29 protein-coding genes and 1 pseudogene are annotated in these 25,629 nt (G+C 70.8%); 13 read left to right on the forward strand and 17 right to left on the reverse strand.

The features are described 5' to 3' along the window. Positions 1-134: 134 nt before the first annotated feature. Positions 135-506 (reverse strand): helix-turn-helix transcriptional regulator, encoded by a 372-nt coding sequence (locus AB0H75_RS44125; RefSeq protein WP_367806865.1) that lies wholly within the window; start codon positions 504-506, stop codon positions 135-137. A 355-nt stretch (positions 507-861) separates the two neighbouring features. Here AB0H75_RS44125 and AB0H75_RS44130 point away from each other — a divergent pair, with 355 nt between their 5' ends. After that, positions 862-1,689 (forward strand): MarR family winged helix-turn-helix transcriptional regulator, encoded by an 828-nt coding sequence (locus tag AB0H75_RS44130; RefSeq protein WP_367806867.1) that lies wholly within the window; start codon positions 862-864, stop codon positions 1,687-1,689. Between the two features lie 255 nt (positions 1,690-1,944). Here the strand turns inward: AB0H75_RS44130 and AB0H75_RS44135 are convergent, their stop codons facing one another. Continuing rightward, a complete protein-coding gene (locus tag AB0H75_RS44135; protein ID WP_367806869.1) occupies positions 1,945-3,699 on the reverse strand; it encodes a right-handed parallel beta-helix repeat-containing protein in 1,755 nt (584 codons plus the stop codon). A gap of 29 nt (positions 3,700-3,728) precedes the next feature. On the opposite strand from AB0H75_RS44135, the gene AB0H75_RS44140 reads away from it, so the two are divergent. After that, positions 3,729-4,559 (forward strand): TetR/AcrR family transcriptional regulator, encoded by an 831-nt coding sequence (locus AB0H75_RS44140; protein WP_367806871.1) that lies wholly within the window; start codon positions 3,729-3,731, stop codon positions 4,557-4,559. 98 nt (positions 4,560-4,657) lie between these two features. On the opposite strand, the gene AB0H75_RS44145 is transcribed toward AB0H75_RS44140, so the two are convergent. The 11 genes from AB0H75_RS44145 to AB0H75_RS44195 form a co-directional block, all read right to left on the reverse strand. Then, a complete protein-coding gene (locus AB0H75_RS44145) occupies positions 4,658-5,059 on the reverse strand; it encodes a hypothetical protein (protein ID WP_367806873.1) in 402 nt (133 codons plus the stop codon). 370 nt (positions 5,060-5,429) lie between these two features. Then, positions 5,430-5,789: a transposase gene (locus AB0H75_RS44150; protein ID WP_367806875.1), complete on the reverse strand. Its 360-nt coding sequence runs from the start codon at positions 5,787-5,789 to the stop codon at positions 5,430-5,432. Between the two features lie 328 nt (positions 5,790-6,117). Next, positions 6,118-6,753: a LysE family translocator gene (locus tag AB0H75_RS44155; protein ID WP_367806877.1), complete on the reverse strand. Its 636-nt coding sequence runs from the start codon at positions 6,751-6,753 to the stop codon at positions 6,118-6,120. A gap of 27 nt (positions 6,754-6,780) precedes the next feature. After that, positions 6,781-7,176 (reverse strand): PPOX class F420-dependent oxidoreductase, encoded by a 396-nt coding sequence (locus tag AB0H75_RS44160; protein ID WP_367806879.1) that lies wholly within the window; start codon positions 7,174-7,176, stop codon positions 6,781-6,783. Beyond that, positions 7,170-7,757 (reverse strand): type 1 glutamine amidotransferase, encoded by a 588-nt coding sequence (locus AB0H75_RS44165; RefSeq protein ID WP_367806881.1) that lies wholly within the window; start codon positions 7,755-7,757, stop codon positions 7,170-7,172. The genes AB0H75_RS44160 and AB0H75_RS44165 overlap by 7 nt, the downstream gene beginning before the upstream one ends. A gap of 17 nt (positions 7,758-7,774) precedes the next feature. Beyond that, positions 7,775-8,194, reverse strand: coding sequence for a RidA family protein (locus AB0H75_RS44170; protein WP_367806883.1), 420 nt, complete (start codon positions 8,192-8,194; stop codon positions 7,775-7,777). Positions 8,195-8,203: 9 nt separating this feature from the next. Next, on the reverse strand, positions 8,204-8,983 hold the full coding sequence (locus AB0H75_RS44175) for a hypothetical protein (protein WP_367806885.1): 780 nt from the start codon (positions 8,981-8,983) through the stop codon (positions 8,204-8,206). Next, positions 8,980-10,038: an N-acetyl-gamma-glutamyl-phosphate reductase gene (gene argC, locus AB0H75_RS44180; RefSeq protein ID WP_367806887.1), complete on the reverse strand. Its 1,059-nt coding sequence runs from the start codon at positions 10,036-10,038 to the stop codon at positions 8,980-8,982. Before argC ends, AB0H75_RS44175 begins: the two co-directional genes overlap by 4 nt. Continuing rightward, a complete protein-coding gene (locus AB0H75_RS44185; protein WP_367806889.1) occupies positions 10,035-10,883 on the reverse strand; it encodes a RimK family alpha-L-glutamate ligase in 849 nt (282 codons plus the stop codon). The genes argC and AB0H75_RS44185 overlap by 4 nt, the downstream gene beginning before the upstream one ends. A gap of 27 nt (positions 10,884-10,910) precedes the next feature. Next, complete coding sequence (locus AB0H75_RS44190) at positions 10,911-11,090, reverse strand: hypothetical protein (RefSeq protein WP_367806891.1); 180 nt, start codon at positions 11,088-11,090, stop codon at positions 10,911-10,913. Between the two features lie 13 nt (positions 11,091-11,103). After that, a complete protein-coding gene (locus AB0H75_RS44195; RefSeq protein WP_367806893.1) occupies positions 11,104-12,288 on the reverse strand; it encodes a hypothetical protein in 1,185 nt (394 codons plus the stop codon). A 449-nt stretch (positions 12,289-12,737) separates the two neighbouring features. Between AB0H75_RS44195 and dapC the strand changes: the two genes are divergently transcribed. Both dapC and AB0H75_RS44205 read left to right on the forward strand, forming a co-directional pair. After that, positions 12,738-13,847 (forward strand): succinyldiaminopimelate transaminase, encoded by a 1,110-nt coding sequence (gene dapC, locus AB0H75_RS44200; protein ID WP_367806895.1) that lies wholly within the window; start codon positions 12,738-12,740, stop codon positions 13,845-13,847. A 249-nt stretch (positions 13,848-14,096) separates the two neighbouring features. Next, a complete protein-coding gene (locus AB0H75_RS44205; RefSeq protein ID WP_367806897.1) occupies positions 14,097-14,303 on the forward strand; it encodes a hypothetical protein in 207 nt (68 codons plus the stop codon). 767 nt (positions 14,304-15,070) lie between these two features. On the opposite strand, the gene AB0H75_RS44210 is transcribed toward AB0H75_RS44205, so the two are convergent. Beyond that, on the reverse strand, positions 15,071-15,262 hold the full coding sequence (locus AB0H75_RS44210; protein ID WP_367806899.1) for a hypothetical protein: 192 nt from the start codon (positions 15,260-15,262) through the stop codon (positions 15,071-15,073). Here AB0H75_RS44210 and AB0H75_RS44215 point away from each other — a divergent pair. The 3 genes from AB0H75_RS44215 (at position 15,255) to AB0H75_RS44225 (ending at position 17,912) form a co-directional block, all read left to right on the forward strand. Then, a complete protein-coding gene (locus AB0H75_RS44215; protein WP_367806901.1) occupies positions 15,255-15,761 on the forward strand; it encodes a hypothetical protein in 507 nt (168 codons plus the stop codon). The two genes, AB0H75_RS44210 and AB0H75_RS44215, sit on opposite strands and share 8 nt — an antisense overlap. Beyond that, complete coding sequence (locus tag AB0H75_RS44220; protein WP_367806903.1) at positions 15,701-17,056, forward strand: carotenoid oxygenase family protein; 1,356 nt, start codon at positions 15,701-15,703, stop codon at positions 17,054-17,056. The genes AB0H75_RS44215 and AB0H75_RS44220 overlap by 61 nt, the downstream gene beginning before the upstream one ends. Positions 17,057-17,201: 145 nt before the next feature. Beyond that, positions 17,202-17,912, forward strand: a complete 711-nt coding sequence (locus tag AB0H75_RS44225; protein ID WP_367806905.1) for a hypothetical protein — start codon at positions 17,202-17,204, stop codon at positions 17,910-17,912. A gap of 129 nt (positions 17,913-18,041) precedes the next feature. On the opposite strand, the gene AB0H75_RS44230 is transcribed toward AB0H75_RS44225, so the two are convergent. Further along, positions 18,042-18,191, reverse strand: a complete 150-nt coding sequence (locus tag AB0H75_RS44230; RefSeq protein ID WP_367806907.1) for a hypothetical protein — start codon at positions 18,189-18,191, stop codon at positions 18,042-18,044. A 362-nt stretch (positions 18,192-18,553) separates the two neighbouring features. Between AB0H75_RS44230 and AB0H75_RS44235 the strand changes: the two are divergent. Continuing rightward, positions 18,554-18,745, forward strand: a pseudogene (locus AB0H75_RS44235) (alpha/beta hydrolase fold domain-containing protein); the annotation flags it as partial. A gap of 13 nt (positions 18,746-18,758) precedes the next feature. Here the strand turns inward: AB0H75_RS44235 and AB0H75_RS44240 are convergent. Next, entirely contained in the window at positions 18,759-19,343 is a 585-nt protein-coding gene (locus AB0H75_RS44240; protein WP_367806909.1) for a substrate-binding domain-containing protein, read from the reverse strand. Positions 19,344-19,358: 15 nt separating this feature from the next. Further along, entirely contained in the window at positions 19,359-19,598 is a 240-nt protein-coding gene (locus tag AB0H75_RS44245) for a LacI family DNA-binding transcriptional regulator (RefSeq protein WP_367806911.1), read from the reverse strand. A gap of 205 nt (positions 19,599-19,803) precedes the next feature. On the opposite strand from AB0H75_RS44245, the gene AB0H75_RS44250 reads away from it, so the two are divergent. From AB0H75_RS44250 to AB0H75_RS44270, 5 genes are all read left to right on the forward strand, one after another. Continuing rightward, on the forward strand, positions 19,804-20,649 hold the full coding sequence (locus tag AB0H75_RS44250; protein WP_367806913.1) for a shikimate dehydrogenase: 846 nt from the start codon (positions 19,804-19,806) through the stop codon (positions 20,647-20,649). A 10-nt stretch (positions 20,650-20,659) separates the two neighbouring features. Then, positions 20,660-22,492 (forward strand): bifunctional sugar phosphate isomerase/epimerase/4-hydroxyphenylpyruvate dioxygenase family protein, encoded by a 1,833-nt coding sequence (locus AB0H75_RS44255; protein ID WP_367806915.1) that lies wholly within the window; start codon positions 20,660-20,662, stop codon positions 22,490-22,492. Positions 22,493-22,594: 102 nt separating this feature from the next. Further along, positions 22,595-23,902, forward strand: a complete 1,308-nt coding sequence (locus AB0H75_RS44260; RefSeq protein WP_367806917.1) for an MFS transporter — start codon at positions 22,595-22,597, stop codon at positions 23,900-23,902. Then, positions 23,899-24,675, forward strand: coding sequence for an N-acyl homoserine lactonase family protein (locus AB0H75_RS44265; protein WP_367806919.1), 777 nt, complete (start codon positions 23,899-23,901; stop codon positions 24,673-24,675). Before AB0H75_RS44260 ends, AB0H75_RS44265 begins: the two co-directional genes overlap by 4 nt. Before the next feature lie 211 nt (positions 24,676-24,886). Then, the gene (locus tag AB0H75_RS44270) at positions 24,887-25,618 is read left to right on the forward strand and encodes an IclR family transcriptional regulator (protein ID WP_367806921.1); all 732 of its coding nucleotides are present in this window, start codon (positions 24,887-24,889) and stop codon (positions 25,616-25,618) included. The last annotated feature ends 11 nt before the right edge of the window (positions 25,619-25,629 follow it).

Genomic DNA, 25,629 nt, shown 5'->3' on the forward strand with positions numbered 1-25,629 from the left:
TGTCCCGTGCTACGGCGATCGAGCGCCGGGCCCGCCGCCGCAGCCACTTCAGCGATGTCCTCTACCCCGATCCTCGGGCGCTAAGTATCGACGGCGGCCGGCATCCGTGTGGGCAGGGCTGCCTGGGGGCGGGCTCAGTCCCGGGCCGGGGCGTCCGGTGGTTCGTCGTCCTGGCCGGGATCACGCCCGGTGCCGGGGATCACTATGGTGCCCATGAACAGGTCGATGAGCCCTTGCACCGAAAGCGCGCTCTGGCTGGGATGGCGCAGCCGGCCGTCCGGCATGACCTGGTAGCTGTTGCGGCGCCCCTCGCGTACCCGCTGCACGTAACCGGCCTCCTCCAGATCGGCGATGATCGAGTGGACGGCACGTTCGGTGATGCCGATGGCGGCCGCGATGTCCCGAATCCGCGCACGCGGGTCGGTCGCCAGGACCACCAGCACGCGGGTGTGGTTGGTCACGAAGATCCAGGCGGGATCGCGCTCGGCGGGGTCTTCCCGGCTCATGACGTCCTCCAGCGGAAACGAAACGGAAGCCCCAACACCCGAACAACGTATAACGAAAACAACTTCCGGTGAGCGGGCTCTGGGCCGCGGTGACGGCGCCGAGGGGCTTCATCCGCGCGGCCTGGAGGACCAGCCGCGCGACGCACCGGGATCACTGCCACACGCACGGCTACGCCCGCGCGCCCCTGTGCCACGACCGCAACACGCGCAGCCCGGACGCGAGCCGGTGATGCCGTCCGGCAGAATCGACCGGAAAATCATCGGCCGGAGTTGTCGGATCCGGGCCGCGTCGTTCGTAGCCAAGGTGAACGGCCCCCCACGAGGGCGCTGTCACCACCGAGGGAGATGTCAACCGATGCCGCAGCACCCGCAGGCCAAGATCCACCGCATGTTCGACCTCGTCGAGCCGATCGGCACCGTCACCTTCTCCGAGGTGGCGAACGAGGCGTTCCTGGCCGTCGGCATGCGCAACTACTGGGACGGATACTTCGCGGGCCGCGCCGCGCCGCTCGGGACGGTACCGGCCGAGGTGGTCCACGCGGTCTTCTACAACTTCGCCGACGGCGAGGTGGCCCGCCACATCCCCTGGGTGTGGGGAAAGATCACCCCGCAGGAGGCGATCGCCGTGCGCGAGCAGGGCAGCACCGCCGCCCTGCGGCAGATGATCGGCGAGCTCGCCGGCACGCCCGCTCTGGCGCGGGCCGCCGACCTCGCCACCCGGGCAGCGGTCAGCGCGCCGATCGAGGGCCGGCCCCTGTACGCGGGGCTGCGGGCGCTCGACGTGCCCGAGGAGCCGGTGGCCCGGCTCTGGCACGCGGCGACGCTGCTGCGGGAGCACCGCGGCGACGGCCACAACGCCGCCCTTCTCGCCCACGGCATCGGCGGCACCGAGGCCCACGTCCTCATGGCCGTCTCCCTCGGCATGAGGGCGGAGGAGTTCGGCCGCATCCACCACCTGCCCCAGGCCCGGCTGAGCGCCGTCATCGACGGGTTGCGCCGCCGCGGCCTCCTGGACGCCGCCGGCACGTTCACCGACGCCGGCCGGCAGACCAAGCAAAGGATCGAGGCGCTCACCGACGAGCTGGCCGCGCCGGTCTACGACGCGCTCAGCGCGGACGAGCTGGACGAGCTGATCGCGCGGCTCGAACCGATCGCCGCCGCGGTACGGGCCTTCGACAGCTGAATCCCTGGCTTCGCGGCGGCCGCGATGAGTTCCTGGCCGCGTCCGCGTCCGGCCGGCGAGAGGGAGGCGGACAGAGGTCCGGGCCACCCCCACATCATCGGCGGATGGGCTGGACGCGGCGGTGCGCGCGGCCCGCGCCGGGACCGCCGGATGCTCCATGACCTGTCCGAGGCTCGCCTTGGCGAGGAGCGGGAACTCGGCAGCGCCGCCGGATCAGTGCCGGGCCCGACGGCGGGGACGTTCACGCCGGGGGCGTCAGGTCACGCTGCTGCCCCCCCGGCCGCGCCGCAGTCCCGCGCGGGCCTGGATGTGCGCGGTGGCCTCGTCCAGCCCTTCGGCCAGCGTGGTGTTGTCCTCGTAGGTGACCCCGTCCGGGACCGCGTCGGCGCCGGAGGGGTCGGCGTCCCAGAAGTTGCCCCGGTAGACGACGTTGTCCAGCGGCGGCGACACCTGCAGCACGGCGGTGTTGTCGGCGCCCGCGACCACGTTGCCCTCGACGGTCACCCAGGCGGCGCCGTAGTCGGTGTAAAGCCCGAAGTTGTACGGCGTGCGCGTGTCCTTGATGACGTTGCCGCCGATCTCGGCGCCGTCGTCGTGCGAGCTGCCCTGAGGGCCGGACAGGTAGACGCCGCCGCCGTCGGCGAGCACGCTCATCGTGCCGGTGACGAGGTTGCGCAGAATACGGGTGCGGCGGCTGGGTCCCGCCACGATGCCGCAGTGCGGGACCTCGCGGACGTGGTTGCCGGCGACGGTGCAGCCGTCGGTGCCGGACAGGGCGATGCCGGGGGAGCCCGAGTAGTCCAGGCCGACGCGCTCGACCAGGTTGTCCTCGACGAGGACGTCGCTGCCGCCGGTGACCGTGATCGCGGCGGCGGACAGGGTGTCGAAGTCGCAGCCGCGCACGACCAGCCCCGAGCCGCCGGTCAGGCCGAGCCCGGCGGCGCCGAGCCGGGTGAACCGGCAGCCCTCGAAGACGACGTCGCCTGCGTCCTCGGCGACGACGCAGGCGGGGATCGTCTCGGATCGGCCCGGCACCGTGACCCAAGCCTGGCCTTCGACGATGACGACCTTCTCGATGGGGCCGCCGTCGTAGTAGCCGTTGCCGTGGTAGTGCAGGAAGCCCGCCGGGCCGCTGGGGCGCAGCCAGGTGGCGTCGGCGAAGACCAGGCCGCGGAAGGAGACGCCGTGCGCGCCGGTGACGCGTACCAGGGTCTCCAGGACGGGAGCCACGACGCGGGGCTCCTCACCGGGGCGGGGCAGGTAGCGGAGCCGATGCCGGCCGGGGCGGGAGCGGTCGAGGACGAAGGTGCCCGGCTCGGTGAGGAAGGCGGCGTCGTTCTCGATCCTGGTGGGCAGCGGCGGGCCGGCCTGGACGTGCTCCTCCCAGGAGAAGTTGTAGAGCTCGATCGCGCGGGCGAAGGCGGGCTGCGCCATGGTGATCGCCGCGCCGTCGCCGTCGGGGGCGACGGCGGCGACGCCCATGCGGGCCTCGGTCCACGGGTAGACGCCCCGGTGGACGAACTCGACGTCGGACGGGCTGCGCCAGGCGAGCGGGGCGGCGCTGTCCGTGACGTAACCCGTGACGGTACGGGTGGCGTCGCCGGGTAGGGCGTCGATGCCGGCGCGCTCGGCGCGGCGGAGCGGGTCGCCGGTGTAGAGCTGGCGGGTGTCCAGGTCGCCGACGTCGGCCACCAGGTGGCCGTCCTCCTCGCGCCAGCCGGTGATCTCCCGGCCGCCGCTGACGACGGCCGTCTCCTGTTCGGGGGTGCCGTAGTTGAAGGCCTGGTAGGTGATCCGATGGCCGTCGCGACCGCCGTCCTCGCCGGTGAGCGCGAGGGGGGCGGTCAGCGTGTGGGTGCCGGCGCGCAGGTGGACGACGACGTCGCCGGACAGCTCCCGGGCGGCGAGCCTGGCCCGGTCGAGGGTGGCGAAGGGGCTTTCCCGGGTGCCGGGGCCGGCGTCGTCGCCGTGCGGGGAAACGTACAGGTCTTGCTTGTTTATGGCGTACATGGGTGTATACCATAAACGAGGAGGATGGCATGAGCAAGGCGGACGACCCCGATCTCGGGGTGGAACTGCTGTGGAACCAGGGCCCGCGTGCCAGGCTGAGCACGGACGGGATCGTGCGCGCGGCCGTCGAGGTGGCGGACGCCGAGGGCCTGGCCGGCCTGTCGATGCGCAAGGTCGCCGAGCGCCTGGGCTTCACCACGATGTCGCTGTACCGGCACGTGCCGGGGCGCGACCATCTGGTCGACCTGATGCAGGACGCGGTGCTGGCCGGGGTCGCGGCGCCCGACGGACCGACCTGGCGGGCGCGGCTGGAGGCGTGCGCGCGTCAGGGGTACGAGCTGCGCCGGCGGCATCCCTGGCTGGCGGAGATCCGGGGCGGCCGGCACGTCCCCGGGCCCAACGCGGTGGCGTACTACGACTCGATGCTCGCCGCGGTGCGCGACACCGGCCTGACGCCGGCCCGGATGATCGCCGTGGTCGACCTGGTCGGCAGGTTCGTCGACGCCGAGTCGCTGCGGTTGCTGGAGACCAGGCGGGCCGAGGAGAGCAGCGGTGTCAGTCACGAGGAGTGGTGGGGGGCGCGCGACTCGCTCTACGCCCACCTCGACCGCTATCCGACGCTCACCTGGTTGTGGGAGTCGGGCGGCTACGACGAGCCGGAGGACCCGTTCGAGTTCGGCCTGGCCCGCCTGCTCGACGGCGTCGAGCTGCTCGTCGCCCAAGAGCGTGACGTAAAGCGTGACGAAAGTCGGTGCCGGGTGTGCGGTGAGCCGGTGGAGCAGCCGGTGTCGGGGAGGCCGCGCGCGTACTGCTCGCGAGCATGTCAGCAGCGCGCCTACCGCAGACGCAGACGAGCGTGATCTGGTGGACGCGCCTGCCCCGGGTGAACGGCGCTCTTGGCCGCGTGATGCTCACTGAACGCCACACCGGGATCGCACGGACCCTGGCAGAGGAACGTTCAGGAGTGGGCGGCACGGATCTCCGTCACGGTGAACTCGTCGACGATGTGCCGGTTCTGCACCAGGAAACCCACCACTCCCGCCACCGCCTCCGCGCCCAGGGCGGCTCTCACGCGTGCGCTCAGAAGGTAGACGAGGGGCGTCGACGGCTGGGTGAGCGTGAGGTCGCGGCCGTGGCGGTGCACGTCCTGCAGCGCCCTGATGGGAATCGGCCGCTCCGTGGTGAACCACGCCGCGACCTCCCACAGCGGCTGTGCCGGATCGGCATCGGCGGCGGCGTGATAGCACGCGACGCAGCCGTGCCCGGCATGCTGCCCATGCGGGCAGGTCCACTGGGCGACGTCGGCCGGGCTCTGGTTGCGGGCGCTCAGGATGGCTGCTTCGGTAATACGGCGGCGCACCGGCCTCGGCCGGTCCTCCCATGGAGAGACAAAGTCGCTGCTGATGATCGGATCCCTTCACGGCCACATCCCAATACATCAGAGCCTAGTCTCATTACCCGGTCGGTGCCCGAGCGGCGGGAGCCACAACGATCCACGAACTCTTCGCGAGTGCCTGGATCGACAGCGGCGCCGGGGAGCCGGATGCCCCGGCCTGTGCCCCGGCCCCGACACGCGGCGGCGGGCACGGCGCGGCGTGTCGGAGATCGCGGTCGAGCCGACCATCTCCACTGACAAGAACAAGGGCCGTAGTCCCTCCCTGATCAGGGTCCACCGCTTCCTGGGCGCCGACGACGAGGCAGTCTCCGTCGCATGCGGATCGGCGGCGCGCTCATAGCGCTGGCACGAACACTGCCACATGCCCGAAGCAGGCTGATCTCGTTCTGAAGGCGACTGTCGTTGCCCAGGGCAGGATGTCGCGCTCCAGCTCCAGCTCCCCGATCCGGGCCTTGAGCTGCTTGTTCTTCTCTTCCAGCACGTCATCGGACGATAGCGGGCCCCGTGCCGGCTTCCTGGCCGGGCCCCGCGCCTTGGCGCCCGCGCTGCCGTCGGCCTGCGCCTGACGCACCCAGTTACGCAGCGTCTCCCGGCTGATCCCCGAGTCCCCGGCCACCGAGGCCGGCGTCCGTCCCGGATCGGACGGATACAACGCGACGGCGTCCGCCTTGAACTCCGGCGGGTACGACTTCATCGCCCGTGGAACTCCTTATCCAGGCATGTGGGAGCAGGGACGGGTCGTCGTCTGCGTCGCCGCCCGGTTGTCCAGCAGGCGCAGGCGTGCGACCAGCTCGGGCTGATCCTCGTCCCGGGCGTCGATCTGTATCGGTAGGCCGTCGCCAGACAGCGGTAGCGCGTCATGATGAACCTGTCGCTCGGTCACGGCGGCTGGTTACGGCGGCGCGGCCGTTCTCCCGGTCTTGGGAATCCTGGTCCGTTGCAAGATGGGGCACGGCGAAGGGAGCGATTCGCGGCGAACGGCCGGTCTTTTCCGAAGCCTCGCGGGCAGAGGGCGAGGCCCTTCATGATCTGCTGGTCAGGGCCAGGCGCATGGCCAGCCCGATCAGGACGGTGCCCGAGACGTACTCGAGCCACCGCCGTACGGCCGGCCGTGAGAGAAGCCGCCGGGCCGCGCAGACCAGGCGGACGATGCCCAGATACCAGACCAGGTCGATGAGAGCCGAACCCACCGCGAGCACCAGCAACGTCGGCAGTGCCGGCGCCCCGTCCGGGACGAACTGCGGCAGGAAGGAGAGCGCGAACACCCCGGCCTTCGGGTTGGCGAGATTGGTCAGGAGCCCCATGCGGTAGCAGTGCCGCAAGGATGTCTCGGCAGGCACGGCAGTGCCGCCGTCCGCGGCGGGATCGCGCGTGGAGCGCGCCTGCCACAAGGTCCTCGCGCCGACGCAGACCAGGACGGCGGCACCGGAGATCCGCATGATGTCGAAGGCCAGCTGCGAGGCCAGCAGCAGCGCGGAAAGCCCGAGGGCCGCCGCCAGGCACCACACCAACCAGCCCGTCTCGTTGCCCAGGACCGTCGCCGCCCCGGCGGCTCGTCCCGAGCGGATCGACTGCCGCAGGATGACCACGGTGGTGGGTCCGGGCGCCATGGAGACCAGCAAGGACGCGATCGCGAACGCGATCAGTTCGTTCGTCATCGGCACCTCCGGCCATCGGCGATCACGTCACTGTTTCACGAAGACCCGTTCGGGGCGGACGGTCACGATGACGCGTTGGGCGTCCTGCCGATCCGTGAAGGGCGCCCGGGTGTATCGCTGGGACAGCTCCTGGATGAGCGCTCCTTCCGGATCATCGCGAATGATCGCACTTCCCCTTATTTCACAGTATCGATAGGGGCTGGCAGGGTCGACCGCCAGGATGCTCACACGGGGATCCCGAAGGAGGTTGCCGTGCTTGCGCCGTCCCTTGATCGTGGAGAAGAGAACGCCGTCGGCGCTGGTGGTGACCCAGACGACGGAGAGCTGTGGCCGGCCGTCGGGCTCGATCGTCGAGACGTACGCCAGATTGGGCGCCGAGAACCACTCGACGGCTTCGGCGGGCAGAGGTGTCGTGGTTACCATGTGAGATTCCTTGGCCGGGTGTCGATGAGGCGGACGAAGCCCCGCAGGATGGCGAGCCCGTCCCGCCGGAACTCCAGGTGGGCCTGCGAGCCGATCAGCCGCCCGTCCTCGGAGCGAATGAACTCGACGGGACAGTCCTCCGACCAGCCGATCACACGGAATCCCGGCGGCGCCTGCCGGAGGTAGAGGGTGTGCCGCTGGAAAAGGGACACCGTGCGATCCGCCGCGGCGAACACGTCCTGGCGGTCGTCCAGGTGCACCCGGTGGTTGCCGACACGCTGCTCGCCGGGCACCAGGCGGGCGCCCGCCGCCGTTCCCATGATGTGCATACCACCGCATATGCCCAGGACGGGGACGTCCGCGTCGCGGTAGAGCTCGATCAGCGGCTTGTAGTGCTCCAGGTCGTAGGCCCGTACCTTGGTGCCGCTGAGGACGATGGCCTGGTGGCCGCCGTCCAGCTTCCGAGGCACCTCTGTACAGGGCACCACGTCGGCGACCGTTCCCAGGGATTCCAGGCGGTGGCAGAGCGCCTTGACGGAGAGGCTGCCGTTGTCGACCACGAGTACGCGTGGGGATGCCAAGGGAGTTCCTCTCGATGTCAGGTCGCGCGGGACGGCACGAAGGCGGTCGCGGTGAGCTCGACCAGGAACTCGGGCCTGGCCAGAGCGACATTCGCGACCAGGGTGCTGGCCGGCAGCGGATCGGCCAGTCGTTCGTTGCGTACCTTGGAGACGGACGGGAGATCCGCGATGTTGACGAGGTGGATGACGACGCTGACCAGGTTGTTCAGGTCACCGCCGGCTTCGCGCAGGATGTCGGTGATGAGGTCGAAGATGACGTGCGTCTGGGCTGCCGGGTCGCCGATCGCCGTCGGGTTGCCCCGGTCGTCCTTCGCGACCTGCCCGCTGATGAACAGCAGCGATCCCTCTGCGCCCGCCGGGAGGCGGACGGCCGAGGAGTAGCGGGCGGCGGTGGGCGGATGGTGCGGCGCGTGCACGGGTTCGTGGACGGCGGCCATGAGTTCCCCTCAGTTCTTGGTGATCGAAGTGCCGGAGGTCCCGTCGATCAGCTCCGAGACGGACGCGTTTCCCAGGACGACCTGCTCTACGCCGGCCGCCAGCGCCTCGCCTGCGGCCCGCAGTTTCTTGCGCATGCCGCCCGTGGCGCCGCGATCACGGAAATCGCGGGCCTGGGCCGCGTTCAGATGACGGATCGGCGTGCCCTCGCGTAGCACGTACGGCACGTCGGTGACGAGCACGAGACAGTCGGCGCCGGCCGCACCGGCCAGGGCGGCGGCGGCCCGATCGGCGTCGCTGTTCACGACCCGGCCGGCGGGGTCGCGGGCCAGCGGCGTGATCAGTAGGCAGGAGGAGCCGTCCGGGAGCCGGTCGAGGTTCACTCCGACGATCGGGCCTACGAGATTGTCCAGCTCCACCAGTTGCTTGTCGCGCCACCACCAGCGCTCGCCGGGGCCCGCTCGGAGCAGGCCGTCACTGCCGGGACAACGGGTCAGGGTGACCCCCCGGGCCCGGAGCAGGCCGGTCATCTCGTCCGCGATCAGGTCGCTGACCTTCTCGATGTCCCGGAGCACCGTCTCGGTCGTCCATCGGCTGCGGTTGCCGAAGCGGTCCAGGAGGAAGGCGGACGGCGTGCCGTGCCGGGGATCGAGTCGCCTCAGCGGCCCCGACCAGCCGTGCACCAGCAGGAGGCGACGGTCGCGGGCCTGCCGGGCGAGGTCGTCCCACCACGGTGGTGGGAGGTCGGTGAGACAGCTTCCCCCGACCTTCACGACGAGGGTGCCGCTCATGCCGGCACCACCGGCTGCATGCCAAGACCACATTCCTCGGGCAGGCCGAAACGCCTGTTGATCGCCTGCACCGCCTGACCGGCCGCGCCCTTGACCAGATTGTCCAAGGCGGCGAGCACGACGACACGATCTCCCTCATCGTCGCGCATGACGGCGAGGTCGCAGAAGTTCGAACCGAGCACCGCCTGGGGATCCGGCACGGGGATGAGGGTCTCGGCGTGCCTGCGGACGCGGACGAACGGTTGCTGCCGGTAGAACCGCAGATACGCCCGGTGCAGGGACCGATCGTCCAACTGGTCACCCCTCGCCTGGACGTAGCAGCTCGCCAGCAGACCGCGCACGTTCGACACCCCGTACGCCGACATGGCGAGGGAGCCGATCGAGCCGGCGCGCCGCCGGGCGAAGAACTGGCCCACCTCGGCGGCGTGCCGGTGCCCCGTGGGGGCGTAGGGGGTGATGGCACCGCTGCGGTACGGATGCAGGTCCGCCGTCCGCGGGCGCAGGCCGCCGCCGCTGGACCCGCTCTTGCCGTCCACCAGCACACTGTCCACGCGCAGTCCCGAACCGAGAACGAGCGGGGCGAGCGCGAGCGTGATCGCGGTGGCGTAGCAGCCGGGCAGGGAGATGAGCCGGGCTTCGGCCAGCTCGTCTCCCAGCAGTTCCGGGACTCCGTACGTGAACCGCTCCACCAGCCCGTCCGGCCTGTCGACGGACGGATACCAGCGCTTGTGCACGTCGGAGCAGGTGATCCGGAACGCCCCGCTCAGGTCGACCAGGCACGGGAGCCGCTCCGCGAGCACCGGGGCGAGGGCGGCCGAAACCTCCGCAGGGGTCGCCAGGACCATCACGTCGCAGCGTTCCGCCAGCCGGGGCGTCACCGGCTCGACGACGAGTCCGGGATCGTGGCGCAGGCCGGGGTGCAGATCCACGAGTCGCCGCCCCACGGTGCGAGAACCGCCCAGGAATGTCAGCTCCAGTTCGGGATGCTGCATGATCAGCCTGATGAGCTCGCCGCCTGCCAGGCCCGAGGCTCCCGCCACGCCGATGCGGATCATCGTAGGATCTCCTGAACAAGCCTGCCGATGCGAGCGGGGATGTCCACGCCCGTCGCCTTGGCCACCGCACGGAACCCGGGCGCGTGATTCACCTCGTTGATGACGTAACCCGCCGACGTCGCGAACAGGTCGATGCCGTAGACCCCGTCGCCGAGCAGGCCGGCGACCTCCTCCGCGATCAGTTCGAGCTCCGGTTCGTGCCGGATCGGCCGCTGGCGCGATCCGACCGCCGCGTTGTTGCGCCACTCGTCGCCGTCGCTGACGAACTCCGCCGCCGCGACCATACGCCGTCCCACCACGAAACAGCGGACGGAGCGGTCGCCTTGGTACGGCTCCACGAGACAGGCCTGCTCGAAAGCGTGACCGAGATCCTCGATGTAGTCATAGAGCGACTGGGCTGTATCGGTTTCCCGGATGAGATGTACACGCCGCCCCATTCCGCCGAAGGTCGGCTTGAGGACCAAAGGGAGCGGCATCTGCGCTATCGCGGTCTTGAAGTCGTCGCGGGAGACCACGAGCCGAAAGTCCGGTACGGGCATCCCCGCCTGCTGCAGAAGGCAGCGCAGAGCCAATTTGTTCTCGCACGCCTGGATGGCCGGCGCCGAGTTCACCGTGGGGATTCCCGCGGTCGCCGTCATGGCGGCCAGCAGGCCGCCACGGGTGTAGCTGCGGCTGCGGACGACGACGAGATCGTACCCGCTGAGTCCTCCGCTGTTCTGCGGACCCAGGCACAGCGATTCGTCGTTGACCCATTCGGCCTGAAGACCCAGCTCTTCCAGCGCCTTGATGAGCTGACGTTCCTCCCAGCTGATCCGGTCGGCTACGACTGCGATTCTGCCGCCCATCGGGGCCGCTCCTTCCGACGGATTCCGTCATTGGCCCCAGTCACGGAGCTGCGTCTCGACCATCTTGAGAACGAGGGTGCCGTCATTCACGTCCTCGACCCGCAGGGTGAGCAGGCACTCGGGACAGGAGAGGGTTTCTCCCGCCATGATCGGCGGGGTCGAGAGAGGCGTCTCGCATTCGGGGCAGACGCCATTGAGCTGTGTCATTTCCTCTCCAAACTCATTCGTGTGAGAGCTGAAACTCGGAGGCGAGGCGGTGGATCGCCTCACGGTCGAGCAAGGAGCCGCCGTTTCGTGCGGAAAGCCATTGGCAGAAGGACGGCACGTCCACCTCGATGCCGGAGCCGTTGAGCGCCCACTGGATCAGGCCGGGCGTCACGCGGCTGCGCACGCGCAGCTTGCGCTGGTTGCCGACCACCTCGGGCGGTACGGTCTCGTAAGCCGCTGGATGAGCGAGCTGGCCGGGAAGTTCGTAGGCGAAGGCGTGCGGGGTGGTCGGACCGGGCATGAACGCCTGCCCCAGACCCGTCCTGGGGAGGACGGTGTCGGTCAGCGGCGTCAGGTGCGACAGGTCGAAGCGATCGTCGCCGTAGATGACGCGCAGGGCACAGAGGAGTTCCGCCAGGGGCGCGTTCCCGCCCCGTTCGCCCACGCCGCCCACGCTCGTCGAGATCCAGGCCGCTCCTGCCTCGAAAGCGGCCAGAGAGTTGGCGACCGCCATTCCCAGCATGTTGTGGGAGTGCATCTCGATCTCGGCCCCGTCGATCTGGGCCAGATCGGAGATGATGTCCGCGCACTGCCACGGCAGGAGGATCGCGACCGTCTCGGCCAGCCGGAACCTGTCGGCGCCCGCCTCGAAGCCGGCGCCCACGTATGCGACCAGCCGTTCCTTCTCCGTCCGCGCGCCGTCCTCGCCGCTGAAGGTCACGTGGAACTCGTGCTCCTTGGCCGTCTCGATGGCCATGCGCGCCAGCGAGATGAGGTACTTGGTGCTGGCTGAAGGCAGTTTCAGCGCTGCGTGCTCCTCCGAGGTCGGGATCGACAGCATCACCGAGCGGCACCCCAGCCGCCGGGCCTCCTTCAGGGCCGAGGCGACCTGTTTGCGCTCTCTGACCATGACCAGGCTCAGACACCGCTCAGGGCCCACCGCCTCGTGTGCCGCGATTATGCCGGGGGCGTCGGGACTGGAGGGGCCCGACACCATTCCGACTTCGACGAGGTTCACTCCGGTCTTGGCGAGCAGGCCGGCTATGAGTGCCGTGTCCGATGGTGTGAATTCGACGCCCGCCATGTGCGCGGAGTCGCGCAGAGTAGCGTCGGATATACAGGGGAGCCGGTTTTCGGTGATCTCCGCCGGAGGGGCGGGTTTTGCGGAGCCAGGAAGATTTACAGCGTCTCTTGCCATCCTTCACCTGCTTTTCTGCATGGCAAAGCCATGTGTTTGAAGGCGGTCACCGGAAGGAGATATTGCCGTGTGATGCAGGCAACTTCACGGCGAGTCGTAAGGCCGTCCACGCTCAGTGGTCAATACCTTTGGCTGCGCCACTTCCAGGTCTACCGCAGCTTCGAGAGATATAACAAGGAAAATGGAGATTTCCCAATGATGGCAGGATGAAGGATTTTGGGTGGACTGTATGGCGACTAAGTATCGCGCCGATATATAGGCCGAAGTGGCGATATGGGCGTATCGTGCTCTATCATCATCAAATTGTGATCTTGTAACGAGGGCGGCGCTGCGCGGCGCCGGGCATGCCAAATGTTCTTCATCCAGTTATCGGGTCCATGTCACACGATGTTGCAAGACTCTTTCGCAAGATTTCATTCCAGTGCTCGGACCGCACGTAAGGAGAGGCGTTGACCTTGTTGGAGGGCGGCATTTCCGCATCGCTTCCGCAATTTCCCTGGGACCGCCTCTCGCCGTACAAGTCCATTGCCATGCGGCACCCGGGCGGCATCATCGACCTGTCTGTGGGAGCACCTGCCGACCCGGTACCGGAGACGGTGAGACAGGCCCTCGTCCAGGCGGCCGGGCAGTCGTCTCTCGACGGTGTGGAGCGGGCGTTCGGTGAGGCCGCGGCCGGCTGGCTACTGCGCCGCCACGAGGTACGGGTCGACCCGGACCTGGTGGTTCCCACGCTCGGGTCGAAGGAACTGCTCGCTTGGCTGCCGCGACTGCTGGGAGCGAGGCCGGGAGACCGGGTGGTCCATCCGGAGCTGGCTTACCCCACGTATGCCGTGGGAGCGCTGCTCGCCGGCGCCGAGCCCGTAGCGGACGATTGGCCTGACCGCTCCGATGACGAATGCGTGACCCTGGCCTGGATCAACTCGCCCTCCAATCCCACGGGTGGCGTTCTCCCACCGGAGCGCATTGCAGAGATCGTCTGCTGGGCGCGCGGGCGCAGCGTCGTGCTCGCCTCCGATGAGTGCTACATCGACCTCGGTTCCGGCGACGGACCGTACTCCGTCCTGCATCCGGAGATCTGCGGCGGCGATCATCGCGGCCTGCTGGCCGTGCACTCGCTGTCAAAGCGATCGAACATGGCGGGATATCGTGCCGGATTCGTCACGGGTGATGGGGAAATCCTTTCCGAGCTGCGCGACTTTCGCCGTCATCTCGGATTGCTGCCTCCTCGGCCCGTGCTCGCGGCGATGGCCGCCGCCCTGCTCGACGACGAGCATGTCGACGTTCAGCGGCAACGCTACCTCAGGCGAAGATCGATCCTGTCGTCCGCGCTGGCGCGGGCCGGATGGCGAATCGCGCCTGCCCAGGGCGGCCTTTACCTCTGGGCCGCCCAGCCCTCCCGCGACGGCTGGGAATCCGTGGAGGCACTGGCCGGCATCGGCATCCTCGTGGCTCCCGGCGAATTCTACGGCGCCAGTGGAAAGCGCCACGTGAGAATCGCGTTGACGGCCGCCGACGAAAGGATCGCCGAGGCGGCCGATCGCCTGGCCGGGGGCCGGTGACATGCCACGTTCGCCACCGGCCCCCGGCCACGACGGCACTCCCGCTGCGTGCGGCGGCCTCGCGTACATGCGGTGCCCGGCCGGCACAACCACAGGAGGACGAGCGCGGACGCCATCGTGCTCAACGGGCCGCTCTTCGCGGGCAGCGGAAACCGGATGTAGCTGCGCCAGCGGACGCTGCCGCTGCCGGGCCTGCCGGCCAGGATGCGGTCGAGATTGAGGTTGGACCAGCTGTCGGGGTAGTCGGCGTTGTTGACGAAGGTGTCCATCGGCTCGCCGTTGCACGGCGAGCTCACCCCGCCGGGACAGTACGTGCCGGACGGTGTGTCGATCTCGCACTCGTACCAGTCGTCGTCGACGGCGGCCATGGCCACCGGGTGCGCCGTCGCCGGGGTCGGCGAGGAAGGCCGGGCCTGGGCGGGCCGCCCGCAGGAGGCCGCGCGAGAGCCCGCCTGACAGGCAGGTGCGGCGCGCCCGTACCCTCACCTCATCGATGGGATCCCGCTCGCGATGCCGGAGGCGGATCGACCCGGTGAAGTGGTCCGGGCCGACGGTCATGACGAGGCCGGATGGCCGGCGGGCGAGGATCTCGGGCGTGAGGCTGTCCCCGTACCGATCGACCGCGTCGGCCGGGGCTGACACCCGTAACCGCAGGTCGCCGGGCCGGGATCGGGCGGGAAGGTCCTCGCGGTATCGCCGGATCAAGGTCGACTTGCCCGATCCCCGCGGGCCGGCGATGCCCACGCCGGCCCCGGGCAGCCGGCTGAGCAGCTCTTCCAGCTCGTGCAGGAGCTGCGTGGGCACGTGGTAGGCGCTGTCGAACGCCTCGCTGAGCCCCGGGCCGGCGAGCACGCCGAAGCTCGGGTCCAGGCGGTTGCGGCGGGCGTTGATCCGCTGGCGGATCTGCACCGTCAGCTCGCCGTCCTCCAGGTCTCGAACGAGGCTCACCTGGGCGGGGGAGAAGGGGAAGGCCCGCAGGCGGTCGAGCGCTCCGGGCCAGGCCCGCGCGTGCCAGGATCACGTAGGCGCGGATCGTAAGGACGACGAGGCCCAGCAGTACGGGTATGCGCCGGTCCGCCGTCCCCACGCCGAGGACGAGCAGCCGGATGTGCAGCGGCTTCACCGTCACGTAGTCGAACGCGTCGCGGATCTGCGCCTGCTCGCCGCCGCCGGTGCGGCGCAGGCGCGCTCTGCATGCCGCTTCGGAGGCCACGCCGAGGGCGTTACCCCAGGACGAAGGTGAAGACGGTCTTCATGGCCTGCTCGGCGTCCCGTCCCGTGAAGCCGGCCGCCTGGTGGACCGCGAGCAGGTGGTCGTCGTGGCGGGCTTTGCCGGGGCCGTACAGGAGGTGGGTGCTCATGGCGGGAACGAGCCACGGGGCGAGCCGGGCCAGCGTCGTCCTCGCGGTGTCCATCGGCGTGTGCCTCGTCGCGCTCGCCGTGCTCAACCCGGGCGGAAGCGGGACCGGCCCGATCCTGTCCTGGATCTTCCAGGCGATCGTCCTCGTGCTCGGATGCGTGATCATGCCCGGTGAGGTGTTCACCACGCGCTACATCAGGGCGGCCGTTCGTAAGTCGGATGATCCGAGCCTGCGTGGCCTCGATGCCGGAGCCTTCGTCGATGCCGCCGCCAAGGCGTACCCTTCCTGGTTCCGCGGCGTGATCGCCGCCCGCCTCGTCCTGGCGACGGCCGGCTCGCTCCTGGTCATCGGCCTGCTGGCCATGCCTGCCCTGTCCGCTCGCGCTTCGGGTGCCCGGGCGGCTGAGGCGGGCGGGAAGAACAAGACTGTTGTCCCCGGATTTTTTCGTGCACGGTTGTCGGCGTCCCCACTCATACCGACAGGAGTTCCCATATGTCCGAAACCGTGCCGCTGCATCTGGCCGGCAACAACGCACCGGTCGCCGAGGAGGTGACCCTGGAGCCCGCCAAGGTCGTCGGCGAGATCCCGGCCGAGCTGAGCGGGCAGTTCTTCCGCAACGGGCCCAACCCGCGTACCGGCTGGTCGCCGCACTCCTTCGCGGGCGACGGAATGATCCACACCATCGCGCTGGAGGGCGGCAGGGCACGCTGGTACCGCAACCGGTACGTGCGCACGCCGCTGTACGAGCACCCCGGCCGATCCCGCTTCGCCCTCGCCTACGACCAGGAGAGCAACCGGATCGACTACCGGGTCACCACGGCCAACACCCACCTGATCGCGCACGCGGGCCGGCTGTTCGCCCTGGAGGAGGGCGGCTTCCCGTACGAGATGACGCCGGAGCTCGCCACGATCGGGGCGTACACCTTCGAGGGGGCCCTCCAGACCCCGATGACCGCGCACCCGAAGACCTGCCCGATCACGGGTGAGCTGCTGTTCTTCGGCTACCAGCTGCGTCCGCCGTACCTGACCTTCTACCGCGTCTCGGCCGCCGGCGAGGTGGTGCAGAGGCGAGTCGTGGACGTGCCGCGCGCGACGATGATGCACGACTTCGCCATCACCCGCAACCACGTGATCTTCATGGATCTGCCGGTCGTCTTCGACCGCGCCGGAGCCGCGGCGGGCGGGCCGCCGTGGCGGTGGGACGACGCGCACCGCGCCCGGTTCGGCGTGCTGGCGCGTACGGCCGGCGACGACGCGCCCGTACGCTGGTTCGACGTCGCCCCGTGCTACGTGTGGCACACCATGAACGCCTTCGAGCACCCGCGGGGCGACACGATCACCGTCACCGGCACCCGCGTCCCCGCGCTGTGGCGCGGCGGCGCCGACGACCTGGAGGGCGGGCTTCCGGTCGTGTACCGCTGGACGCTGGACCTGAGGTCGGGCGCGGTCGCCGAGGAGGCGCTCGACGACGAGCCCAGCGAATACCCCCGGGTGGCCGACTCGGTGCTCGGGCTGCCCCACCGTTACGGCTACACGACGAGCTTCTCCCTGGCCCCCGAGCCTGAGCGGTCGCAGATCTACGCCTACGACCTCACCGGCGGCGGCGAGCGGGCGGTGCACCGCCTGGCTCCGGGCCACACCTGCGGCGAGGCCGTCTTCGTACCCCGGGCCGGGACCGGGACCGGGGAGAACGAGGGCTTCTTGATGACGTTCGCGCACGACCGCGGCGCCGGTACGAGCTACCTGGCCATCCTGGACGCCGCCGACCTGGCCGCGCCCCCGCTCGCCGAGGTGCACGTCCCGGTGCGCATCCCCGCGGGCTTCCACGGCAACTGGATCCCGGCCTGAGGACCGAGGACCCCGGACCCGGCGCTCGTCCACGAACCCCGTGGCGTCGAAAGCCGACGCCGTGACACGGGACCCGACTTTCGACAGGGGTGATGGTTGACGATCGGGGGATGATCCGCCTGCTCGCCCTTGACAGGCTCTCGCCATGAACACGTCTTTTCCCGGCCGGTGGATCGGCGGTGTGACGCTTGTCCTGGGACCGGTGGTTCTGTGCGCCGGATACCTGCTGCGTCACGTGAGCACGGTCACCGCTCTCACCCCTCAGCAACAAGCGTGGGCCGAGGCGCAGCCGTTCGCCGCCTACGGCCAGTTGCTCGCCTACACCTCCGAACCCGCTCTCCTCACCCTCTCCTACGCGGTCTTCGCGCTGGGGGCGTTGCTGCTCTTCCCCGCCTTCATCGCCCTGGCCCGGTGCGTAGGCGGCCAGCTCGCCTTCTGGGGCGCCGCTCTGCTGGTCGCCGGGCTCTTCGCCCGGCTGTACTTCGCCGGTGCCGACCAGACCGCCTTCCAGCTCACCGAGGTCCTCGGGCTGGACCGGGCGACCGACGCGGTCATGAAGGAGTACGTCGACATCTCCTACGGACCGTGGCGCGTACCGGCCTGGGCCTCGGCCGGCCAGTACGCCGGCTCGCTCCTGCTGGCCATCGCCGCCTGGCGCGCGGGCGTCTTCGGCACCGCCCGCTCCGTGATGGTGTTGCTGGCGGGAGGCACCTGGATGGGCGTGCTGAAGAGTGCCTCGATCGCCGATGCGCTGGTCACCGGCCTGCTCTGCGTGGCTCTGCTCCCGATGGGCGCGCGGGTGCTGCGTGCGCGGCCGCCGGCCCCGACCGGCCGCTCGAAACTGCTGAGCTGGTGAAGGGCGAGCCTGTGCGTAGTAGTCGATGCTGTGTCCGGTGGCTGCGACGGGGTGAAGGTGAGAGGCCCTTGCCGTGCGCACGACCTCGCGCCCGCCCGCTGCTCGGGCGTGCGGCCCTGGCATCCCGGATCAGCAGGCCATCCCGGCGAACCGCCCAGTGCTTCGTCCTGCCGGGCGGCTGGCGTACTCCTGTGGCACGTGCCGGTTCGGCAGGACGGACAGCCGGCCGCCGTGCTCCAGCGCGTGGAACGGGTCCGTCGCCACCACGTCCACGTCCACGACGCAGGCGGGGTGGTGGGCCGAGGCCGATGGCCACGCAGGTGCCGCGCTGTCGCCGGAAGTCGTGAGCGGCTTGCACGAGTTGCTGCCGCACGTGCGCGGGGGGTGTTCCTCCGCGCTGCGAGGTTCGCGGCGATGTTCCCGATCAGTGGAACATCCGCGTCCGCTGCCGCCCGCCGGCCGGTGTACTGGCCTTCGCGCCGGGGCTCACCACTCGCCAGGAGGAACCATGGCCGTCGGCCAGCGCTTCGCGTTCACCGAGCTCCTCGTCGGCGATCTCGAGGCCGAGGTGGCCTTCTACTCGGCGATCCTGGGCCTGGTGATCGAGCGTCCCGCTCCACCGGCCCAACCTGGACGAGCGCGTGCCGGAGTCGCCGCCCTCCGCTCAGTTCGACGACGCCTACACCGCCACCGCCTGGACCGCCGAACACGCCGGCGGCCTGCACCTCGACCCGGACAGGCCGGCCGTCGCCGGCGACAGCGCGGGCGGCACCCTCGCCGCGGCGGTCGCCCTGGCCGCGCGGGACCGGGGCGGACCGGCGATCAGCTGCCAGGTGCTCGCCTACCTCAACGAGAACGCCGACGCCGGGCAGGGCCACCCGGACAGCCCGTACCGCATGCCAGCTTCCGCATGCCGGCCAGCAGTGCCAGGGCCACCTCGTCGTTGTAGGCGCACACGGCGGCCGGGGGCTGCCGCCAGCCCGCCACCGTCTCGGCCGCGGCGGTGTCCAGGGGGATGGTCGAGACGATCGGTACCGGCAGGCCGGCCTCCGCGCACGCCTGGGCCGCTCCCTCGGCACGCCCCTGATCCAGCGCTCTCAGCCGGGGGTCGTCGGGCAGGACGTAGGCGAGCCGGGTGTGCCCCTTCCCGATCAGGTACTGCGCCGGTAGCCGGCCCACGCCGTTGAGCCACAGGGTCGAGCCGACATCGTGGCCGCTCTGCTCCGGGGACGGCAGCACCACCGCGATGTTCGCGTGCTTCATGGCGGCCGTCTCGCCGGCCGTGAACGGCCGCATGCCGAACACGGCCGCCGGGGCGAGCGCGGTCCACAGCCGCGCGAGATCGTCGTCCCTGCCGATGTGCACGTGGGTGATGAGGGTCAGCCCGGCGTCGGCCGGCACCTGGGCGGCCCGGTCGACCAGCTCCGCCATGGTGGGGCCCTGCGGTCAGTCGGGCAGGACGAACAGCACGACGTCGCTACGGCCGCTGCGCAGGGTACGGGCGGGCGCGTACGGCGTGTAACCCAGGCGGGCCGCCGCCTGGAGCGCCCGCTGCCGGGTGGCCTCGGGGATGGACTGACCCGGCGTGTCGTTCAGGACGAAGCTGACCGTGGCGCGCGACAGCCCCGCCTCCCGCGCCACGTCCACGCTGGTGATGCGGCGCTTGGCCTTCTCCTGGTCCGCCACTCTGCCCTCGTCCCGTCATGCGTCCGTCGGGACGAGGCTGATGTCCGGGCGCCGCCCGCACGGTACGGCACCTGCCGGAGCCGACCCCGTCGCGAACGGCGATCGCGACCCGGGGGAGGGGAGCTGGTCAAGTAACTCACTAGTACGTACATTAGGAGGGCGCTGGTGTTCAAGCGGCTGCCGTACCGCTGAAAGGGAGAAGTTGATGAAGTCGTTCCTGGTCGGGTTGATCGGCTCGGGCATCGGCACCTCCCTCAGCCCGCCGCTGCACGAGCGCGAGGCCGCGCATCACGGCCTGCCCTACGTCTACCGGCTGCTGGACACCGACCGGGTGGGCGGCGAGGTGGGCGAGCTGGTCCGCACGGCCCGCCGCTTCGGCTACGACGGGCTCAACATCACCCACCCCTGCAAGCAGGCCGTCATCCCGCACCTGGACGAGCTGTCACCGGACGCCCGCATGCTCGGCGCGGTCAACACCGTGGTCTTCGACGGCGAGCGGGCCATCGGCCACAACACCGACTGGACGGGCTTCGCCGAGTCCTTCGCCCGCGGCCTGCCCGACGCGCCCACGCGCCGGGTCGTGCAGCTCGGCGCCGGGGGCGCGGGAGCCGCGGTGGCGCACGCGCTGCTCACGATGGGTGCCGACCGGATCACCCTGGTCGACGCCGACCCGGCGCGGGCCGCCGCGCTGGCCGGCGAGCTGGCCGCCCGCTTCGGCCCCGGCCGCGCCTGCCCCGCGAGCGCCGCCGAGCTGCCGGAGCTGCTGGCCGGCGCCGAGGGGCTGGTGCACGCGACCCCGACCGGGATGGCCCGCCATCCGGGACTGCCGCTGCCGGCCGGGCTGCTGCACCCCGGCCTGTGGGTGGCCGACATCGTCTACCGGCCGCTGGAGACCGAGCTGCTCAAGCAGGCGCGCGCGCTCGGCTGCCGGACGCTGGACGGCGGCGGCATGGTCGTCTTCCAGGCGGTGCACGCCTTCCGGCTGTTCACCGGCCGCGAGCCGGACGCCGAGCGGATGCTGGCCCACCTCACCGACCTCATCGCCGTGTGAAGGAGGAACCGTGCGCAAGTCCATCGCCACCGTGTCGGTGAGCGGCACCCTTCCCGAGAAGCTGGAGGCGATCGCCGCCGCCGGGTTCGACGGGGTGGAGATCTTCGAGAACGACCTGCTGGCCTGCCCGCTCTCCCCGGAGGAGATCCGCGCCAGAGCCGCGGACCTGGGGCTCGGCATCGACCTCTACCAGCCCTTCCGCGACTTCGAGGCGGTGCCCGCCGAGCTGCTGGCACGCAACCTGCGCCGCGCCGAGCGCAAGTTCCAGGTGATGGAGCGGCTCGGCGCGGACCTGCTGCTGGTCTGCTCGAACGTCTCCCCGGCCGCGATCGGCGACGACGAGCTGGCCGCCGAGCAGCTCGGGCTGCTGGCCGAGCGGGCCGCCGAGCACGGCGTCCGCGTCGCCTACGAGGCGCTGGCCTGGGGCCGGCACGTCAACGAGTACCTGCACGCCTGGCGCGTCGTCCGCATGGCCGGCCACGCGAACCTGGGCACCTGCCTGGACAGCTTCCACATCCTCTCGCGCGGCTCCGACCCGATCGGCATCGAGGCCGTCCCGGGCGAGAAGATCTTCTTCCTGCAGCTCGCCGACGCGCCGCTGCTGGCCATGGACGTGCTGCAGTGGAGCCGCCACTACCGCTGCTTCCCCGGGCAGGGGAACTTCGACCTGGCGGGGCTGACCGCCAGCGTGCTGCGCACCGGGTACGCGGGGCCGCTGTCGCTGGAGGTGTTCAACGACGTCTTCCGCCAGGCGTCGGCGGAGCGCACCGCGCTGGACGGCATGCGCTCGCTCATCGCGCTGGAGCAGAGGCTGGGCAGCGCCGCCCGGCCGGCGGTGTCCGCCGGACCCGGCGCGCCGCCCGCGCCTGCCGCTCCTGCCGCGCCCCCTGCGCCCACGGGGTTCGCCTTTGTGGAGCTGGCCGACGGGGGTGAGCTGGGCGAGGTGCTGTCCGTGCTGGGCTTCGCGCGTGCGGGGACGCATCCCACCAAGCCGGTCGAGCTGTGGGCGCAGGGCGGGGCGCGGCTGCTGCTCAACGCCACCGGCACCGAGCCCGCGCTCATCGCCATCGGCCTGGACGGCCCCGATCCCGCCGGTGCGGCCAGGCACGCGGAGTCGCTGCTCGCGCCGGTGCTGCCCCGCGAGCGCGCTCCGGAGGAGGTCAAGCTGGAGGCGGTGGCCGCACCGGACGGGACCGAGATCTTCTTCTGCGACGACGCCTGGCTCGCCGACTTCGCCCCCGCCGAACCCGTGCCCGACCCGGAGTCCGTGCCCGAGCCCGTGCCCCGACCCGTGCCTCGCCTTGTCACCGGTGTCGACCACGTGGCCCTCGCCCAGCCGTGGCACTACTTCGACGAGGCGGCGCTGTTCTACCGCAGCGTGCTCGGGCTGCGCCCGCAGGAGAGCCTGGAGCTGCCCGACCCCTACGGCCTGCTGCGCAGCCGCGCCATGTCCAACGACGACGGCTCGGTCCGCATGGTGCTCAACCTGGCCCAGGTCGGCTCGGCCGGCATCGCCTGGCAGCACGTCGCGCTGGCCTGCGCCGACGTCGTGGCCGCCGCCCGCCGGCTGCGAAGCGAGCACCCCCGCCTGCTGCTGCCCATCCCGGACAACTACTACGACGACCTGGAGGCCCGCCACGAGGTCGATCCCGAGCTGCGCCGGCTCGGCGTCCTGTACGACCGGGACGAGCACGGGGAGTTCCTGCACTGCTACACCGTCACCGTGGGCCGGGTCTTCTTCGAGCTCGTCCAGCGCGTCGGCGGCTACCAGGGCTACGGGGCGGGCAACGCCCCCATCCGGCTCGCGGTGCAGCACGCGGAAGGTCACCGGACGAGCGGGTGATCTCCGGCCCGCGGTCCGTACCGGCACTCTTGTAATGTACGAACTGGTGAGTTAGTTTCCTCACACTGCGCCCTTCCCCGATCGCAGTGTGAGGAGAGTCCCGTGACGGTGCAGGGTAGACCCCGCAAAGCCGCTGTCGCCGCCTGGATCGGCAGCGCGCTGGAGTACTACGACTTCTTCATCTACGGCACAGCCGCCGCGCTGGTCTTCAACAAGATCTTCTTCCCCGCCTCGTCGCCCGCCACGGGAACGCTGCTGGCGCTGGCCACGTTCGGCGTCGGTTACCTGGCCCGGCCCGTCGGCGCGTTCGTGCTCGGCCACGTCGGCGACAAGTTCGGCCGCAAGCGGGTGCTGGTCACCACGCTGGTGCTGATGGGCGGCTCGACGTTCCTGGTCGGCTGCCTGCCCGCCTACGACCAGGCCGGGGTGCTGGCGCCGATCCTGCTGGTGCTGCTCCGGCTGCTGCAGGGGTTCTCCGTCTCGGGCGAGCAGGCGGGCGCGAACTCCATGACGCTGGAGCACGCCCCCGAGGACCGGCGCGCCTACTACACCAGCTTCACCCTCAACGGCACCCAGGCCGGCCAGATCATCGCCACCGCGGTCTTCCTGCCGATCGCCGCGCTGCCCGAGGAGCAGCTCCTGAGCTGGGGCTGGCGGGTGCCGTTCTGGGCGAGCATCGTGGTGGCCGTGGCCGGGCTGGTCATCCGGCGCACGCTGGAGGAGACGCCGGCCTTCGAGCAGGAGGTCGCCACCAACACCGTGGCGCGCATGCCGCTCGCCGTGCTCTTCCGCGAGCACTGGCGGGACGTGCTGCGCGTGGTCGTCGCCGCCGTCATCGCCTCGGTGAGCACGATCTTCACCGTGTACGCCCTGTCGTACGCGGTCAACACCATGCACCTGGAGCGCTCGCCGATGTTGTGGGTGGGCGTGCTGGCCAACGTCGCCGCGGTGATCTCCATCCCGCTGTGGGGCAGGCTGTCGGACCGGATCGGCCGCAAGCCGGTGTTCATCGCCGGCTCGCTCGGGTGCGCGGTGCTGATGTTCGCCTACCTGTGGTCGATCTCCATCGGCAGCTACGCGCTGATCTTCATCCTGGGCATCCTGATGTTCGGCGTCGTGCACAGCGCCACCAGCGCCGTGTGGCCCTCCTTCTACGGGGAGATGTTCACCACCCGGGTCCGGCTGTCCGGCATGGCGATCGGCACCCAGGTCGGCTTCGCCATCGCCGGGTTCGCGCCCACCGTGGCCACCGCCGTGGCCGGGACCGGCCCGGGGAGCTGGCTCGGCGTCTCGGTCATCACCGCCGTGGTGTGCCTGGTCAACGTGGCCGCCGTCGCCACCGGGCGGGAGACGTACCAGGTGCCGACCGGCCGGCTCGGGCTCCGGCCCGCCCGGCGGACGATGGCGTGAGCGGCTTCCAGGTGCTCGCCGTCCGCTACGCGCGGCGGGACGCCCGCCGCGGCGAGCACTTCCACGGCTACGAGCCCGGCGGCGACGGCTCCCATCCGACCGCGTACTACGTCTGGCTGGCCCGCTCGGACGAGCACACCGTCGTCGTCGACACCGGCATCGCCCCCGGGCGGGCCGCGCGGGTGGCGGGCCTGGACTACCGCTGCTCGCCCGTGGAGGCCCTGGCCGAGCTGGGGGTGAGCGCGGAATCGGTCGATCACGTGGTGCTGACCCACCTGCACTACGACCACACCGGCACCGCGCACGAGTTCCCCCGGGCCCGCTACGTGGTGCAGCGGGCCGAGCTCGACTACTGGACGGGCCCGTGGGCGGAGCGCATCTCCCGCGAGCGCTGGCTGCTCGACGACCACGACCTCGCCCGCCTGCGCGAGGCCCGCGAGGGCGGCCGGGTCCTGGTGGTGGACGGGGACGCCTCCGTGGTGCCGGGCCTGAGCGTGCACCTGGTGGGCGGGCACACGGCGGGCATGCAGGTGGTGCGGGTCGGGACGGCCCGCGGCCGGGTGGTGCTGGCCTCGGACGCCGCCCACTTCTACGAGAACATCGAGGGCGACCGTCCCTTCCCGATCCTGCACAGCATGCCCGGCGTGTACGGCGCGTTCGACCGCGTCAGGGAGCTGGCCGGCGACCCCGGGCTCGTGGTCGCCGGCCATGACCCGCTGGTGCTGGAACGCTTCCCGCTCCGTACGCCCGACGTCGCGGTGATCAGCCCGTGACACCGCGCACGTCGCCGGCCGGGCCGGATGAGCGTGGCAAAGGTCCTGGCAGGAGGTCGCGTATTCCGCTTGATGGAGCGTATGGACCGCCAAGCGGACTCGGTGTTAGCGTACGGACCACGTGAGAGGGCGGGCAGCAGGTTCACCTTCAAGCCACTTGTGAGGATCCGTGCCTCCGAACATTCCTGCGGACACGGGGGAGAGCGTGGGGGTGCGCAGCGTCCAGCGCGCGTTCGACATCCTCTCGCTGCTCACCGAGGACCGGCGGACGCTGACCATCCGCGAGGTCGCCGAGGAGACCGGCCTGGCCAAGACCACGGCCCTGCGCCTGCTGCAGACTCTGGAGCACATGGGGCTGCTGTGGGCCACGCCCAAGGGCTACACGGCCGGGCCCGCGCTGTGGCGCTGGGCCCACCTGGCCCGCTCGGCGTGGGAGCTGCCGCCCGAGACCGTCCAGCTCATGCGGGAACTGGGCGCCAGGCACCGCGAGACCGTCAACCTCTACGTGCTGCGCGACACCCGCCGCATCTGCATCGCCCAGCAGGAGAGCCCGCAGCCGCTGCGCCACGTGGTGCGGGTCGGCGACGAGCTGCCCCTGTGGGCCGGCGCCTCCTCCAAGATCCTGCTCAAGGACGCGCCGGAGCGGCTGCTCGCCCGGGTGGCCCGCTCCTCCCCCCACGGCGAGGCCCACCTGGCGACGTTGCGGGAATGGATCGCCCAGGCCGCGGCCGACGGGTTCGCGGTCAGCCACGGCGAACGGGAGCCCGGCCTGTCGGCGGTCGCCGTCCCGGTCCTGGGCGGCTCGCGGGCGACCGTGGCCGCGCTGACGCTGAGCGGCCCCACGGTCCGCTTCACCGGCGACCGGGTCGAGGAGTTCGTCGCGGATCTGCGTGAGGCGGCCAAGCGAATGTCGGAGCGCGGTTTCGGCCACCCTCTGGCCTGACTCTATGGAGC

Source organism: Nonomuraea sp. NPDC050783, from assembly GCF_040802095.1.
In the GTDB taxonomy this organism is placed as follows: domain Bacteria; phylum Actinomycetota; class Actinomycetes; order Streptosporangiales; family Streptosporangiaceae; genus Nonomuraea.